The 14,664-nt window shown below is 70.1% G+C and carries 15 protein-coding genes; 6 read left to right on the top strand and 9 right to left on the bottom strand.

The window, feature by feature from the left end; translation table 11 throughout:
- Window positions 1-110 precede the first annotated feature (110 nt).
- From F1D61_RS14410 to F1D61_RS14400, 3 genes are all read left to right on the top strand, one after another.
- Window positions 111-785 (top strand): response regulator transcription factor, encoded by a 675-nt coding sequence (locus tag F1D61_RS14410; protein WP_203158599.1) that lies wholly within the window; start codon window positions 111-113, stop codon window positions 783-785.
- Window positions 786-991: 206 nt separating this feature from the next.
- The gene (locus F1D61_RS14405) at window positions 992-2,377 is read left to right on the top strand and encodes a sensor histidine kinase (protein ID WP_203158598.1); all 1,386 of its coding nucleotides are present in this window, start codon (window positions 992-994) and stop codon (window positions 2,375-2,377) included.
- Window positions 2,374-3,486 carry an ABC transporter substrate-binding protein gene (locus tag F1D61_RS14400; protein WP_203158597.1) on the top strand — a complete coding sequence of 371 codons (1,113 nt, stop codon included), beginning with the start codon at window positions 2,374-2,376 and terminating at the stop codon, window positions 3,484-3,486. Before F1D61_RS14405 ends, F1D61_RS14400 begins: the two co-directional genes overlap by 4 nt.
- 306 nt (window positions 3,487-3,792) lie before the next feature.
- On the opposite strand, the gene F1D61_RS14395 is transcribed toward F1D61_RS14400, so the two are convergent.
- Genes F1D61_RS14395 through F1D61_RS14380 form a run of 4 tightly spaced genes read right to left on the bottom strand, consistent with a single transcriptional unit; the run spans window position 3,793 to window position 6,518 of the window.
- The gene (locus tag F1D61_RS14395) at window positions 3,793-4,701 is read right to left on the bottom strand and encodes a VOC family protein (RefSeq protein WP_203158596.1); all 909 of its coding nucleotides are present in this window, start codon (window positions 4,699-4,701) and stop codon (window positions 3,793-3,795) included.
- Window positions 4,698-5,600, bottom strand: coding sequence for an SMP-30/gluconolactonase/LRE family protein (locus F1D61_RS14390; protein ID WP_203158595.1), 903 nt, complete (start codon window positions 5,598-5,600; stop codon window positions 4,698-4,700). Before F1D61_RS14390 ends, F1D61_RS14395 begins: the two co-directional genes overlap by 4 nt.
- Before the next feature lie 4 nt (window positions 5,601-5,604).
- Complete coding sequence (locus F1D61_RS14385; protein ID WP_203158594.1) at window positions 5,605-6,051, bottom strand: cupin domain-containing protein; 447 nt, start codon at window positions 6,049-6,051, stop codon at window positions 5,605-5,607.
- Entirely contained in the window at window positions 6,048-6,518 is a 471-nt protein-coding gene (locus tag F1D61_RS14380) for a DoxX family protein (protein ID WP_203158593.1), read from the bottom strand. Before F1D61_RS14380 ends, F1D61_RS14385 begins: the two co-directional genes overlap by 4 nt.
- Before the next feature lie 149 nt (window positions 6,519-6,667).
- On the opposite strand from F1D61_RS14380, the gene F1D61_RS14375 reads away from it, so the two are divergent.
- Window positions 6,668-8,239 (top strand): GMC oxidoreductase, encoded by a 1,572-nt coding sequence (locus F1D61_RS14375; protein WP_203158592.1) that lies wholly within the window; start codon window positions 6,668-6,670, stop codon window positions 8,237-8,239.
- A 351-nt stretch (window positions 8,240-8,590) separates the two neighbouring features.
- Here F1D61_RS14375 and F1D61_RS14370 read toward each other — a convergent pair whose 3' ends face one another.
- The 3 genes from F1D61_RS14370 to F1D61_RS14360 form a co-directional block, all read right to left on the bottom strand.
- Window positions 8,591-9,490: a LysR family transcriptional regulator gene (locus F1D61_RS14370; protein WP_203158591.1), complete on the bottom strand. Its 900-nt coding sequence runs from the start codon at window positions 9,488-9,490 to the stop codon at window positions 8,591-8,593.
- 113 nt (window positions 9,491-9,603) lie between these two features.
- Window positions 9,604-10,194, bottom strand: a complete 591-nt coding sequence (locus F1D61_RS14365) for a glutathione S-transferase family protein (RefSeq protein WP_203158590.1) — start codon at window positions 10,192-10,194, stop codon at window positions 9,604-9,606.
- 16 nt (window positions 10,195-10,210) lie between these two features.
- Window positions 10,211-11,422, bottom strand: coding sequence for an ABC transporter substrate-binding protein (locus F1D61_RS14360; RefSeq protein ID WP_203158589.1), 1,212 nt, complete (start codon window positions 11,420-11,422; stop codon window positions 10,211-10,213).
- A 283-nt stretch (window positions 11,423-11,705) separates the two neighbouring features.
- Between F1D61_RS14360 and F1D61_RS14355 the strand changes: the two genes are divergently transcribed.
- Window positions 11,706-12,911 carry an iron-containing alcohol dehydrogenase gene (locus F1D61_RS14355; RefSeq protein ID WP_203158588.1) on the top strand — a complete coding sequence of 402 codons (1,206 nt, stop codon included), beginning with the start codon at window positions 11,706-11,708 and terminating at the stop codon, window positions 12,909-12,911.
- Between the two features lie 433 nt (window positions 12,912-13,344).
- A complete protein-coding gene (locus tag F1D61_RS14350; RefSeq protein WP_203158587.1) occupies window positions 13,345-13,695 on the top strand; it encodes a porin in 351 nt (116 codons plus the stop codon).
- 130 nt (window positions 13,696-13,825) lie between these two features.
- Here F1D61_RS14350 and F1D61_RS14345 read toward each other — a convergent pair whose 3' ends face one another.
- Window positions 13,826-14,311, bottom strand: coding sequence for a hypothetical protein (locus F1D61_RS14345; protein ID WP_203158586.1), 486 nt, complete (start codon window positions 14,309-14,311; stop codon window positions 13,826-13,828).
- The gene (locus F1D61_RS14340) at window positions 14,304-14,642 is read right to left on the bottom strand and encodes a rod-binding protein (RefSeq protein WP_203158585.1); all 339 of its coding nucleotides are present in this window, start codon (window positions 14,640-14,642) and stop codon (window positions 14,304-14,306) included. The genes F1D61_RS14345 and F1D61_RS14340 overlap by 8 nt, the downstream gene beginning before the upstream one ends.
- Window positions 14,643-14,664: the final 22 nt, after the last annotated feature.

Raw genomic sequence — 14,664 nt, 5'->3', positions numbered from 1 at the left:
CGAAGCTCTTGTCCTTGAAGGTGCTTGGCCCGGCGTTGAGGATTGAGTAACCTTCGAACCTGTCGCCAACCTGACAGATAATGCCGGGTGGCTCTCGGAGAGGAATTTTCGTGCGCATCCTGCTCGTCGAGGACACGCGGGACGTGGGCGAGGCCATCGCCGCGCGCCTGCGGGCGCTCGGCCACGCGGTCGACTGGGAGACCGACGGGACGGCGGGCGACGCCCTCCTCGCCGTCCAGGCCTACGACCTCGTCATCCTCGACGTGAACCTGCCGGGGCTCGACGGCTTTTCGATCCTCAAGCGCCTGCGGGCGCGCCGCGGGCCGGTGCCGGTCCTGGTGCTCACCGCCCGCTCTGAGGTCGACGACCGGGTCGGCGCCCTCGATCTCGGGGCCGACGACTACCTGGTGAAGCCGTTCGATTTCCGCGAGCTGGAAGCCCGGGTGCGGGCGCTCCTGCGCCGCAACAGCGGGCATGCCGACAACGCGCTGACCCTCGGCAACCTGCGCCTCGACCGGGAGGCGCGCAGCGCCAGCGTGGCGGGCGAGGCCCTGGACCTGACGCGCCGGGAATGGACCCTGATCGAGATCCTGGCGGCGCGGCCCGGGCGCATCTTCGCCAAGGGCGAGTTGCTGGAGCGGGTCTTCGCCTTCGAGGAGGAATCGAGCGAGAACGCCGTCGAGCAGATCGTGGCGCGCCTGCGCCGCAAGCTCACCGCCGCCGGGGCCCAGGCCGAGATCCGCACGCTCCGGGGGCTGGGGTATCAGGTCGTGTGCCAGGAGTGATGGCGACGATGACGAAGCCGCCGGTGTCGCCTTACTCCTATCGGCGACCTCATCCTGAGGTGTCAGTCGATCGGAGATCGACTGACCTCGAAGGAGGGCTCCAGGGATCGCAGAGGCTTCTGGAGCCCTCCTTCGAGGCTCGCTTCGCTCACACCTCAGGATGAGGTCGCGGTCGGGATGAAACAGATGATACCGGATCCTCGACCGTGATCCCCCGCACCTCCTCGCTGTTCTCCCGCCTCGTCGCGGTGCTGGCTCTGGTGCTGGCGGTCGGCGCAGGCCTGCTGCTCGCCGCCGCCTGGGCCTCGGCGCGGCTGGCGGCGGACGAGGCCTATGACCGGCTCCTCGTCGGCGCGGCGCTCCAGATCGCGGAATCCATCGCCAGCGACGGGCGCACGATCTCGGTCGATCCGCCGTTCTCGGCCTTCGAGACGCTGGCGCTCAGCCCCCGCGACCGGATCTTCTACAAGGTGGTCGATCCCGCCGACCGGCTGCTCACGGGCGACGCCGATCTCGGCATCCCGGTCGATCGCCAGCATCTCGGCGCCGGGCCGATCCTCCTCGACGGGGAGCATCGCGGCCAGGCGGTGCGGGCGGTGGTGGCGGGGCGCTACGTGCCGGACGCGACGCATGCGGGCTTCGCCGCCGTGGTGGTGGCCCAGACCCGCGAGGCGCGCGGCCAGCTCACCCGCGCGCTCACCGTCAAGGCGAGCCTGATGGTGCTGGCGATGAGCGCGCTGGCGCTCGGGGCCGTCGCGGTGGCGGTGCGCGCCGCCCTGCGGCCGCTCGGCGCCATCGAGGGCGTGCTGGCGGCCCGCGGGCCCAACGACCTCCAGCCGCTCGGGCTGGCCGCGCCGCAGGAGATCCACCTGCTCGTCGCCTCGATCGACCACTTCATGGGGCGGCTGTCGGGCCATGTCGGCGTGATGAAGCGCTTCATCGCGGATGCCGCCCACCAGATCCGCACGCCGCTGACCGCGCTCGCCGCCCAGCTCGACCTCCTGTCGAGCGAGACCGACGAGGGGCGCCGGCGCGACCAGCTCGCCCGCATCCGCCGGCGCACCGCCGAACTCGGGCACCTCACCAACCAGCTCCTCAACCACGCCATGGTGATCCACCGCGCCCGCACGGCCGCCTTCGATCCGGTCGACGTGGCGGGGCTCGCCCGCCGCACCCTGATCGACGCGGTGCAGCAGGCCGGCAGCCGGCCGGTCGATTTCGGCTACGAGGGTCCGGAGGAGGCCGTGACGATCCCCGCCGATGCCATCGCGCTCCGCGAGGCCCTGGCGAACCTGATCCACAACGCCCTCAAGCACGGCGCGCGAAGCCGGCTCACGGTGCGGGTCGGGCGCGAGCGCGGCCGGGTGGTGCTGGCGGTGGAAGATGACGGGCCGGGGATCCCGGCGAGCGACTGGGCGCGGGTGCGCCAGCCGTTCCAGGCCGCCACCGGCGGCACGGTCGGCTCCGGCCTCGGCCTGTCGATCGCCGCCGAGGTCGCGGCGGCCCATGGCGGCGAGATGCGCTTCGAGACCCACTCCGAGAAGGGGTTCTGCGTGATCCTGTCCCTGCCGGACGGGGAGGGGCGGGCATGATCCGCCGCCTCGCCCTGCTCCTCGCCCTCGCCCTCGCCCTCGCGAGTCCGGCCGCCGCCGAGGAGGTGGTCCGCTTCCCGGCGAGCGAGCACGAGCGCACCACGCTGGCCATCCGCTCCGCCGCCGATACCGACGCGATGGCGCCGCTGATCCGCGACTACCAGTTGCTCTATCCCGACGTGACGGTGGTCTACCACGAATACATCACCGCCGACCTGTTCAGCAGGGTGGCGGCGGCCTGCGCCGCCGGGCGGGGTCCATCCGACTACGCCGCCGACGTGGTCATCTCCTCCTCGGTCGACCACCTGATCAAGCTCGCCAATGACGGCTGCGCCCGCTCGCACCGCTCGATCGAGACCGGCCGCCAGCCGGACTGGGCCAACTGGCGCGACGAGGTGTTCGGCTTCACCACCGAGCCGGCGGTGATCGCCTACCGGCCGGACCTGGTGCCGCCGGAGGACCTGCCGCGCAGCCGCGTCGCCCTCGTCGACCTGCTGCGGCGCAAGCCCGAGACCTATGCCGGGCGGATCGGCTCCTACGACATCACCCTGTCGGGCATCGGCTACCTGTTCGCGGTCTACGATGCCCGGGCCGCGGCCACCTATGGCCGCCTCGTCGAGGCGTTCGGGCGGGCGAACCTCCAGGTGCGCTGCTGCACCGCCGACCTGATCGCCGATCTCGCGGCCGGGCGCATCGTGATCGGCTACAACCTGCTCGGCTCCTACGTCTACGGCGCGATCCGGCGCGGCGCCCGCCTCGGCGTGGTGGTGCCGCGGGACTACACCATCGTCCTCAGCCGCGCCGTCCTGGTTCCGGTCACCGCCCGGGCGGTGGGCGACGCCTTCGCCTTCGTCGATTACCTCCTGTCCGAGCGCGGCCAGCGGGTCTCGCGCGAGCAGGCCTTCTTCTTCGACCGCACCGGCCCGCTGCCCGAGGGCGTCGACGGCCCGCCGAGCCTGTCCGCCGCCGGCGCCTTCCGACCGATCACCGTCGGGCCGGTGCTGCTGGCGGTGCAGGACCGGGCCAAGCGCGCCCGTTTCCTCGCCGAATGGCGCCAGTCGATCGGCGCGGAGGCGCCGCGGGGGGAAAGGCGGGGGGAGGAGCCGTGAGAGCATGTTCGGGTTGACGGCATGATCCGTAGATTCCGGGATCTATTCGACTTCGTCGATAGTACTGACACCCTCCGCGTCATCCCGGGGCTCGACGAAGTCGAGAACCCGGGATCCATAACCGCTGACGCCTCCTGGAAAGGCTGACAGCGTTCCGCTTCATCCTGCATCGTCAGCGGTTATGGATCCCGGGCTCCGCTTTCGCGGCCCCGGGATGACATCGAGGGTTTCATGTCAGGCGGCCACACCAAACGAGCTCTTGTCGGCTGTGGATCGCGCGACCCCGGAACGCTCGGCCGCTCCCCGTCACCCCGCCGTCAGCCACACGCAATGCCCGTCCGGGTCGCGCAGCAGCGCGTCGACGCCGCCGCCGGGCCGCGGGATCGGGCCTCGTGACACAAGGCGTCCTGCATGGGCGGCGCAGGCCTCAACCACGCCATCGGCATCCGTCATCGCGATCACCAGCCGCGTCGCCGCGACATCGTTGACCGCAAGGTCCGGGGCCGATCGCGAAACGTCGCCGCGGTAGCACAGCAATTCGACATGGGGCGGCCGCCCGTCCGGGAAGCCGAGGCCCGTCACCTCGACCACCGGATCGGCGACCGCGTCGAGGCGGGCCTGTTCCGGTCCGGTATTGAGCGAGCGTGACGCCACGCACAGCCCGAGGGATTCGTAGAACGCGATGCTGCGGGCGGTGTCGACGACCGAGATCGCCGAATGGTCGAGGCCGAGGCAGACGTCACCGGTCTCGCGCCCGCGCCAGGCCTCGGGCACGGCCTCCGGCGGGAAGGCCAGCAATTCGAGGGGATGGCCCTCCGGATCACGGAACTTGAACGCCGTCACGCCGCCCGAGGCGGCGGGGAGCCGCACCGGCCCGTCGGTCGAGATCGGCCGCCAGCCCGGATGCGCCGACAGGCGGGCATGGGCCGCCGCCATGTCGGAGACGATGATGGCGCAGTGCTGGAACAATGGGCTGAAGCCCGGCACGTCGCCCGGATAGGGCCGGCCGGACGGGGGCACCGCCACGAGGTCGAGATGCTGGTCGCCGAGGCGCAAGGGCACGGTCTGCGCGTCGGCGAGACCGGGCACGGCGGAGACTTCCGCGGCCGGCGGCGCCTCGCCCGCGGTGAAGCCCAGGGCCGCGCGGTAGAACTCCGCCAGACGCGCCGGATCGGCGGCGTTCAGGGTGATGCGGGCGAGGCGGAGCGCGCTCACGGCGTCTGCACCCCGCGCCGATCGAGGAAGATGCCGTAGAGCGTGTGCGAGCCGCCGATGAACAGGCGGTTCTTGGCAGGACCGCCGAAGGTGATGTTCGAGACCACGTGCGGCACCAGGATCTTGCCCATCAGCTTGCCCTCCGGGCTGATGCAGTGGACCCCGTCGCCTGCGCTCGACCAGACGTTGCCGTCCTCGTCGACCCGCATCCCGTCGCAATAGCCGGGCTCGATCTTGTGGAAGACGTCGCCGCCCGACAGAGCGCCATCGGGCGCGACGTCGAAGACGCGGATGTACTGGCGCGGGTTCGGCTTCGACTGGTCGCCGGTCTCGGCGACGTAGAGCCGGCGCTCGTCGGGCGAGAAGGCGAGGCCGTTCGGTCCGTCGAAATCACCCGCCATCACCGCGATCTCGTTCGTGCGCGGATCGAAGCGGTAGAGGGCCGGGGGCTGCTCGGAGTGCTGGCGCCCGCCCTCGTAGTCGTTCGCGATGCCGTAGACCGGATCGCTGAACCAGATCGTCCCGTCGGACTTCACCACCACGTCGTTGGGCGAGTTCAGCCGCTTGCCGGCATGGCGTTCGACCAGCGTCGTGACCGTGCCGTCATATTCGGTGCGATACAGGCAGCGGCCGCGATGCGAGCAGGCGATCAGCCGGCCCTCCCGGTCGCGGGTCTGGCCGTTGGCGTAGTTCGACGGCGCCCGGTAGACCGAGAAGCCGGCGCCCTCGATCCACCGCATGGTGCGGTTGCGCGGCAGGTCCTGGAACAGCAGGCAATCGGCGTCGCCCATCCAGACCGGCCCCTCGATCCAGCGGAAGCCGGAGCCGAGCTCTTCGAGCGGCGCATTGCCGAGGATGTAGTGCTTGAAGCGCTCGTCGTGGATCTCGAACCCGTCCATGGCGTCACCGGAACCGGCAGGCCGCGCCGGTGGTCGGGGGCTTGTCGACTTGCACGATCATCAGCACCGCCGGCTCGTCCCCGATCGTGCCGGAGCGGTGGCCCTTCTTGCCGTCGACCTCGCGGACGTTCTGGTCCTCGCCGAACGAGATCTCGCCCGGCCCCATCTCGACCCGCGTCCCGTCCATCGATTCGACGAACCACCGGCCCGAGAGCGGGATGATCCATTGCGGCTTCGGGTTCGGGTGCCAGTCGCCGGTCCAGCCGACCGGCTGCACGGTGACGAACACGGTGGCGCCGTCATGGGTCTTCTGGCCCTGCCATTGCGGCGGGGCCGGCGGCGACATCGATTTCTCCTCGAACTCGGTGAAGGCGCACCGGGTCTGGTGGCTGATCCCGTCCTCGTCGGCCCACAGGTGCCAGTAGGGGATGCTGGGCTTCTCGTCGCTCATCGGGCGGTCTCGCTGATTCTGTAGGGGTTCGACGAGGCGAAGGGGTGTGAGACGAAACTCTCCACGGTGCTCGCCCCGGTGCCGAACGTGACGAGCAGAAACCCGCCGGCGAGCGCGAGGTTCTTCCAGAAATCCCAGAAAAGCTCGCGGCCCTTGCCGCCGGACCAGAAATCGCCCGGCTTCCAGAACTGCTTCCACAGGAGCGCGGTGACGCCGCAATAGCCGGCGAGGACGAACGCGGCGAAGCGGTCGGCGATGCCGGTGAGGACCCCGAGCGACATGACGATCTCGACGAACAGGCCCATGAGGATCAAGGCCGTCGCCGGCGCGGTGGCGTGAACCGCCTGTTTTGCCTGCCCCACCGCCCCGCGAAAGTTCAGGATCTTGTCCAGCGCGCTGAACGGCAGGAACAGCATCACCAGGAGGAGCCTGACCCCGAACGCGACCGCGATGCTGAAGGTTGCCATCCGCCTGTGACCTCACTGCCCGGTTTCGCGTGTGCGAAAAGCTAAGTGGGGCGGCTCGACCTTCGCGCCAGCCCCGCCATATCCGCCTCGCACGGGCAAGGACCCTTGCGTCATCCCGCGGCTTTTTCGCAGAGGAGGGAACCCCGCCGATGAGCGAGAACCGGCACTACGACGTCGTCATCGTCGGCTCGGGGCCCGGCGGCGGCACCATGGCGTGGCGGCTGGCCCAGACCGGCAAGCGCATCCTGCTGCTCGAGCGCGGCGATTACCTGCCGCGGGAGCGGGAGAACTGGGACAGCCAGGCGGTCTTCGTCGATGCCCGCTACCAGGCCCCCGAGACCTGGTACGGCGCCGACGGCTCCAGCTTCCATCCCGGTTTGCACTACTTCGTCGGCGGCAACAGCAAGGTCTACGGCTCGGTCCTGCTCCGCCTGCGCGAGAAGGATTTTGATCAAGTTCGCCATCCGGACGGGATCTCGCCGGAATGGCCGGTGAAGTACGACGTGTTCGAGCCGTATTACCAGGCGGCGGAGGAACTCTACTACGTCCACGGCCTGCGCGGCGAGGACCCGACCGAGCCGCCGTCAGCGAAACCTTACGCCTACCCACCGATCACCCACGAACCGCGGATCCAGGAGCTGTTCGACGGGCTCAAGCGCGAGGGGCACCACCCGTTCCACCTCCCGGTCGGCGTGCGGCTCGACGAGCGCGACGGCAAGCCGCTGCCGCATTCGGCCTGCATCCGCTGCGACGCCTTCGACGGCTATCCCTGCATCACCAACGGCAAGGCCGATTCGCAGGTGACCTGCATCGACCCGGCTCTGGCGGCGCATCCGAACCTCACGCTGATGACCAATTCTTACGTCGATCGGCTCCTGACCGATCCGGCGGGGCGGACGGTCACCGGCGTCGAGGTGAAGCGCGGCGAGGCGACCGAGGTGTTCACCGGCGACATCGTGGTGGTGGCCTGCGGCGCGCTCTCCTCGGCACTGCTCCTGCTGCGCTCCGCCAGCGACGCCCACCCGCAGGGGCTGGCGAACCGCTCGGGGCAAGTCGGCCGCAACTACATGCGGCACAACAACTCCACCGTGCTCGCCATCTCCCGCACCCCGAACCCGACCCGGTTCCAGAAGACGCTCGGCCTCAACGACTTCTATTTCGGCGCCGACGACTGGGAGTTTCCCCTCGGCCACATCCAGATGGTCGGCAAGTCGGACGGGGTGCAGATCCGCGGCGAGGGCCTGCCGGGCTTCCTGCAATGGTTCCCGGAAAAGCCGTTCGACTGGATCGCCCAGCACTCCCTCGATTTCTGGCTCACCACCGAGGACCTGCCGATCCCGCAGAACCGGATCTTCTACGACGGCGGCAAGGTGCGGCTCGACCTGACGGAGACCAACGGCGAGGCCCTGCACCGGCTGAAGGCCAAGCTGCGCGACCTCTGCTCCAGGCTCGACATCCACCCGCACCTGTTCGACCGCTCGCTCTATCTCGGCAAGGACGTGCCGATCGGCGGCACCGCCCACCAGGCCGGCACGCTCCGCTTCGGCCCCGACCCGGCGAGCTCGGTCCTCGACCTCGATTGCAAGGCCCACGAGCTCGACAACCTCTACGTGACCGATGCGAGCTTCTTCCCGTCGATCGGTGCGGTGAACCCGACGCTGACGATCATCGCCAATTCGCTGCGGGTGGCGGATCACATCGTCGGGCGGCTGGGGGTGTGAGGGGGATGGTCGGGAGAGATGTGCGGTTTCCGCTTGATCTATTCGAGTAGAGGCGAGCACATACCCCTCTCCCGGACGACAGGACTACCCGGAGGAAGAAAAGCGCGGGTTTCCCCTCTCCCCGCGGGCGGGGAGAGGGCCGTGTCGACGTTCAGGAGACACGGCAAGCGGAGGCGCAGCCGAAGCGAGGGTGAGGGGGTAGTGCCGGAGGAGTCTCATACGGAGACACCCCCTCACCCTCGCCCTGCGGGCTTGCTGCATCTCCTGAACGGAGACGCAGCCCTCTCCCCGCCCGCGGGGAGAGGGGAACCTCGCGCCTGATTGATGCAGGCACAGATCGGGAGAATCTCATCACTCCTCACCCCGCACCCGCGCCAGCACCAGATCGGTAAAGATCCGCGGATGCGGCATCTCCGGCGCCGGCTGGCGCACCAGGGTCATCGGCGCGACCGGGGCCGGACCGGCGATCTCCCGGTAGCGGACGCCTTCTGTGGCCAGCCGCGCCATCGAGCGCGGCACGATGGCGAGCGCGATGCCGGTGGCGACGAGGTTGACCACCGAGGCGAGCTGCGGCGCGTTCTGGGCGATGTGGGGCGAGAACCCCGCCGCCGCGCAGGCCGCCATGATGCCGTCGTAGAGCGCCCGCCCGTTGCGGCGCGGATAGACGATGAAACCCTCGTGCGAGAGATCGGCGAGGCCCACGGGGCCGGCCTCCGCGGCGAGCCGATGCGTCGCCGGCAGCGCCACCACCATCGGCTCGTCGAAGAGGTGGCGGGCCCAGAGATCGTCGACCTCGCCCTCGTCCGGGCGCATGAAGGCGACGTCGACCCGGCCGGCCCGGAAGGCGGCGATGAGGCTCGCGGTCGTCTCCTCCAGCAGTTCGACCTGCACGTCCGGATGGGCGCTGCGATAGTCGCGGATCGCACTCGTCACCAGGGGGTGGAACGAGGCCGAGGAGGTGAAGCCGATGCGGATCTGGCCGACGTCGCCGGTCGCGATGCGCAAGGCCCGGGTCTTGGCGGCATCGACGGCGGCGAGCACCGCGCGGGCATCGTCGGCGAAGGCGCGGCCGGGCTCGGTCAGGGCCACCCCGCGCGACAGGCGCTGGAGCAGGGCGGTGCCGATCTCGGTCTCGAGGCTCTTGATCTGGTGGCTCAGCGCCGGCTGCGCGATGTTCAGCCGCTCCGCCGCCCGGGTGATGCTGAGATCGTCGGCCACCGCGACGAAGTAGCGAAGATGGCGAAGCTCCATCGCGCCGGTATCCTCCCTTGTCCCGGCCGTCGCCGCAGCCATCGGATCGTGATCCGTCAGGCCTACGATAGCCGAGGTTCGGGAGGACCGCATGGGGCGCGAGGAGAGAGGGCTTATCCGCGCGGCACGGTGTCCCGCACCGACGGACGATCGGCCTGCGCGTCGCGGAAGGCGGCCACGTTCGGGCAGAGCCCGCGCCAGTCGTGGTCGGGGAAGCGGAAGACCAGGTAGTCGAGGGCCGTGACCGCGGCGATGGCGGGCAGGCCGAACGGTTCCTGCATACTCACGAACACCGAATCCAGGCGCCGCAAGCCCTCCCGCATGGTGCGGAAGCGCTTGGTGCCGACGAGGCCGGCGTCGAAATCCGGCGCCGACTTGCGGCCGATGATCACCGCCACCGCGGCGTCGAACACCCCGATCGCCACGCCGGCGGCCGAGAGCGCGGCGGGGCCGCCCGCCAGCAAAGCCGGCCTGGTGCCGACCGCGTCGAGATGGGTGAGGATCAGCAGCGCTTCCGTCAGCCGCGCGCCGTCATCGGCGACGAGCGTCGGCACGCGGCCGGCCGGGTTGGCGTCGAGGAAGGCCGGATCGTCGGCCCAGGCATCGACGAAGGTGGTCTCGGTGGCCTCGTTCAGGCCCTTCTCGATCAGCGCCATGCGGACGAGGCGCACGAAGGGCGAGGTCGGGTTGGCGTAGAGCTTCATCGCGAAAGGCTCCGGTTCAGCCGGCGGTGGTCAGGGGGCAGCCGCTCTTGTCGGCCGGGGTGAACAGCGTGTCACCCGGGATCGTCTCGATCACGCGGTAGAGGTCGGCCTTGCTCTTCGATTCCTTCGGGCTCTTCACCTCGACCAGCATCATGTCCATCACCACCCGGCCGTTGGCCTGGATGCGCGGCTTGCCGTAGAAGCCGTCGTCGATCGGCAGGTCCTTCATCGCCTTGTTGACCGCGGCCGCGTCGTCGGTTCCGGCCTTCTCGACGGCGCGCAGGTAGTGGCGCACCGAGGAATAGGCGGCGGCATGGCCCATGGTCGGCACCACGTTGCCGTTGCGGGCCATCAGGCGCTTGGCCCAGGCACGGCTGGGCTCGTTGGCGTCCCAGTAGAAGTTCACCGCCATGCGGATGCCCTGCGCCGCGTCGAGGCCGAGCGCCACGGTGTTGTTGGTGAAGACCAGCATCGCCACCACCTTCGAGGTGATGCCGAATTCCCGCGCCTGCTTGATGGTGTTGACGAGGTCCGGCCCGGCATTGGCGAGCCCGATCACGTCGGCACCCGACGACTGCGCCTGGATCAGCTGCGAGGAGATGTCGGTGGCGCCGAGCGGATGGCGGATCTCGCCGACCACCGTGCCGCCGGCCGCCTTCACGGCCTTGCCGGCATCCGCCGCCAGCCCGTGGCCGAAGACGTAATCGGCGGTGATGAAATACCACTTCTTGCCGCCGCCCTGCACCACGGCGCCCGCCACCGCGTTGGCAAGCTCGCCCGTCGAGGGCACCCATTGCGTGCCGTAGGGCGAGCAGCCCGGACCGGAGAATTGCGAGGCGTAGCCGCCGGTCACCATCGTGGTGATCTTGCGCTCCTTGGCGTAGGCCTGGACGCCCAGGCCCACCGAGCTGGCGCCGCCGAGGACGAAGGCGGTGACGCCGCGCTGGTCGACGAGCTGGCGGGCCAGCCCCGAGCCGATATCGGGCTTGTTCTGGTGGTCGACGCCGATCACCTCGATCGGCCGACCCAGCACCTTCCCGCCGAACTCCTCCGCCGCCATCGTGGCGGCCAGCACCATGTTCGGCCCGCCATTGCCGGAATACATCCCCGACAGGTCCTCGATCACGCCGATGCGCAAGGGCGTCTCGGCGGCCATCGCCGGGGCGGTCATCGTTGCGGCGAGCAGGCCGGCGACGGCGGCGCGGCGCGTCCAGCAGGGGCGGGTCATGGCGTTTCCTCAGGCGTCGGCACCGGCCGGTCTCGCGCCCGTTGGCGGGCGTCGGGGCGATGCGTGATGGGTGCGATGGTCTTGCGGCCCCAATCAATCGCCGTCCAATAGTTTGCGCGAGGCCCCGTCATCGTTTCCCGATATGGCAGCAGGACGCCATCGTCGCCGGCTATGGCTCGTGCGCGATCTTTGTATTGGACGCGGCGCCCGCGATCGGGCGACACCGCCGGCACGATCGCGAGGGCCCGACACCACAGGCGCCCCGCTGCCCGAGGAGACGCCGATGATCACCAGCTTCTACATGCCGACCCGGATCGTCGCAGGGAACGGCGCGCTCGCCACCATCGGCACGCTCGCCCGCGACCTGAAGATGACGCGGGTGCTGGTGGTGTCCGATCCGGTGATCTCGGCGCAGGTTTTCCATGCCGACGCGCTGGCGGCGCTCGCCGAGGCGGGGATCGCGGTGTCGCGCTTCGACGAGTGCGGGATCGACGCCCGCTGCTCGCATATCGACGACCAGGGCGAGCGGGTGCGCCGTGAGGGCATCGACGGGATCGTGTGCATCGGCGGCGGCTCGGTGATGTGTACCGGCAAGGGCATCGCCATCGTGGCGACGAACCACAAGCCGATGGCCGACTGCACCGGCGTCGGGCAGTTCGACCGCAAGGCGCTGCCGATGATCATGGTGCCGACCACCGCCGGCTCCGGCTCGGAGGTGTCGCAATGGACCATCGTCAAGGACGAGGTGCGCCACCTGAAGCTCCTCGGCGGCGGCCCCTTGAGCTTCCCCGACGCGGCGATCCTCGATCCCGTCACCCTGCGCTCGCTGCCGATGCACGTCGCGGCCCTGCCGGCGGTCGATGCCCTGACCCACGGCGTCGAGGCTTATCTCAGCGGCATCGCCTCGCCGCTCACCGACGCGGTGGCGCTCGCCGCCGTACGGCTCCAGGCGGCATCCTTACGCGCCTCGATCAATTCCGACGACGACCGCGCCCGCGAGGACAACCTGGTCGCCTCCTGCATGGCCAACATCGCCTGCGGCAATGCTCGCCTCGGCCACGGCCATGCCCTGTCGCTGCCGTTGGAGGGCCATCTCGACCTGCCCCATCCCTACGGCGTCGGGGTGCTCCTGCCGCACGTCGTCACCTTCAACCTCGCGGTGCTGCCGGCCAAGGTGCGCCCGCTCGCCGAGGCGCTGGAGGTCGAGACCGCCGGCCTGTCGCGCCAGGAGACGATTGCCGCCTGCGCCGGGGCGATCCGGGCGCTCTATGCCGATATCGGCTTCCCCACCCGCTTCACCTCCGATCAGCTGCCCCGCGACCGGGTGCGCGAGATGGCTTTGCGCGCCGTGCCGGGCCTCTATGCCGGCATCGCCGCCAAGGACTTCGACCCGGGCACCGCCAACGACCGCACGATCATCGCCAGCCCGGCGGCGCGGAAGATGACGGTGAGGCAGGCGGAGGAGATTTTCGAGCTTTGCGTGGGGTGAGTGCCATAAGATCAACACGTATAAGGAGAGGCGCGAGATCCTCCGTTTCCTCGCAGATGCAGGTCTGGCCAGCACGAAAATGGCGCGGTTTTCCCCTCTCCCCGCGGGCGGGGAGAGGGCTGTGTTCCCGTTCAGGGAATACAGCAAGCGGAGGCGCAGCCGCAGCGAGGGTGAGGGGGTGTCGACGAGCGAGACTCCTCCGGCATCACCCCCTCACCCTCGCGGCGAACCTGCGGTTCGACGCTCCCTGAGCCCCTTTGGAGCTCAGGCCTCTCCCCGCCCGCGGGGAGAGGGGAAGCCCGCGCCTTTTCCTTTCCCGAACAGCCGTGCCGACCGTGAGGAGAGGAACGGCGCGCCGCCCCCTGTGCCCCCCACGCCCTGGCGCACCAGCCAGCACCATGCTTCTCTCCACCCCGAACGGGAGGGCAGGCGCATGCGCACGACATCGATGATCCTGGCGGCCGCCGCCCTCCTCGCGGGTTCCTTCGCGGCTTTGCCGGCCCACGCGCTCGATGTGCGCGACCTGCCCATCGCCAAGGCGCCCGAGGCCTGCCCGCACGAAGGCCCCGGCTTCGTCCGCTTCTCCCCCGGCGGAGCCTGCACGCGGATCAGCGGCCGGGTGCGGGCCGAGGCCGGCACGCCGGTGCCCGCCCGCCCCGGGGCCGGGCTCGACGGGGCGGCGCGGGGTGTGGTCAGCGGCTCCGGCCGGGTCGCCATCGATACCCGGACGGAGACCGATTACGGACCGGCCCGGGCCTATATCCGGCTCGGCACCAGCCATTGAGGCATTATACCAATGACCCAAGATGCTGACGCATCGGGCCATTGAGCCATCTCGAATTGTCTATGCCAAGCCAGAGGCTTGACGAAAATTCGCGAACGGAACCAAAGGTCGTTTCCAACGACCTTTGGTATTACAGGCTGCGCGACAGCACCAGCGGCGCACTGCGGCGGTGGCCGTAGGGGGAGGGGGCGGGGCGCGTGCCGTAGCCCTTCGGCTCGGCGCTGCGGGTCAGCTCCGTCGAGAGGTTGCGCAACAGCCCTTCCGAGACCGAGCGGGCGGTGGCCAGCACCGCCTGGTTGGCCGCCACCACCTCCGAGAACCGGCCATGCGCGTCACGGAGCGCCGCGATGCCCTCGGGGGCGAAGCGGGCGAGCGCCACGGCATTCGCCTTCACCGCCTGCAGGCCGCGGAGATAGGCCCCGGCAAGCGCGGTCTTCTGCGGCGCCTCGGCCAGGCCCTCGGCGAGGCGCCCGACCCGGATGTGGTCGCTCTCGCGCCCGAGCAGGATCTCGAGCTCGCGCATGGTGGTCAGGGTCTCGGCGACCAGGCGCTCGGCGGCCGCGGCGTCGGTGACCTGAATGCCGGCGGGCTGGACGGGACGGACGGCCTCAGCCATGGGCCCCTCCCTGGAGGCGGATCATCTCGCGCATCACCTGGTCGCCGATGCCGACGCCGCCGCTCTGCACGATCGACTGGGCGTATTCCTTGTTGAGCATCGAGCGGTAGACGCCGCCGCCGGTGCCGTTCTGGCCGAGCGGCCCGTCGGTGCCCTCCGAGCGGTTGAGCACGTCGAGGCTCTGCTCCAGGAACATCGACTCGAAGTCCTTGGCGGTCTTCTGCATCTTGAGCGTGTCGGCCGACGGGGCCGGGCTGGACGAGACCGCCCCGGCGAGGGCCTGGCCGACCGCCAGACCGGCGGAGGCCGCGAGGGAAGCGAGGGGGAACATCGGGCGAACCTCGGAGGTGAGC

This window comes from Methylobacterium aquaticum (genome assembly GCF_016804325.1).
Classification (GTDB): Bacteria; Pseudomonadota; Alphaproteobacteria; order Rhizobiales; family Beijerinckiaceae; genus Methylobacterium; species Methylobacterium aquaticum_C.
This window is presented reverse-complemented; position numbering and strand designations above follow the sequence as displayed.

Excerpts from the sequence above, each read along its gene's own strand:
- F1D61_RS14400 (WP_203158597.1), top strand. The coding sequence starts at position 2,374 with ATGATCCGCCGCCTCGCCCTGCTCCTCGCCCTCGCCCTCGCCCTCGCG.
- F1D61_RS14390 (WP_203158595.1), bottom strand. The coding sequence starts at position 5,600 with ATGGACGGGTTCGAGATCCACGACGAGCGCTTCAAGCACTACATCCTC.
- F1D61_RS14385 (WP_203158594.1), bottom strand. The coding sequence starts at position 6,051 with ATGAGCGACGAGAAGCCCAGCATCCCCTACTGGCACCTGTGGGCCGAC.
- F1D61_RS14380 (WP_203158593.1), bottom strand. The coding sequence starts at position 6,518 with ATGGCAACCTTCAGCATCGCGGTCGCGTTCGGGGTCAGGCTCCTCCTG.
- F1D61_RS14375 (WP_203158592.1), top strand. The coding sequence starts at position 6,668 with ATGAGCGAGAACCGGCACTACGACGTCGTCATCGTCGGCTCGGGGCCC.
- F1D61_RS14370 (WP_203158591.1), bottom strand. The coding sequence starts at position 9,490 with ATGGAGCTTCGCCATCTTCGCTACTTCGTCGCGGTGGCCGACGATCTC.
- F1D61_RS14365 (WP_203158590.1), bottom strand. The coding sequence starts at position 10,194 with ATGAAGCTCTACGCCAACCCGACCTCGCCCTTCGTGCGCCTCGTCCGC.
- F1D61_RS14360 (WP_203158589.1), bottom strand. The coding sequence starts at position 11,422 with ATGACCCGCCCCTGCTGGACGCGCCGCGCCGCCGTCGCCGGCCTGCTC.
- F1D61_RS14355 (WP_203158588.1), top strand. The coding sequence starts at position 11,706 with ATGATCACCAGCTTCTACATGCCGACCCGGATCGTCGCAGGGAACGGC.
- F1D61_RS14350 (WP_203158587.1), top strand. The coding sequence starts at position 13,345 with ATGCGCACGACATCGATGATCCTGGCGGCCGCCGCCCTCCTCGCGGGT.
- F1D61_RS14345 (WP_203158586.1), bottom strand. The coding sequence starts at position 14,311 with ATGGCTGAGGCCGTCCGTCCCGTCCAGCCCGCCGGCATTCAGGTCACC.
- F1D61_RS14340 (WP_203158585.1), bottom strand. The coding sequence starts at position 14,642 with ATGTTCCCCCTCGCTTCCCTCGCGGCCTCCGCCGGTCTGGCGGTCGGC.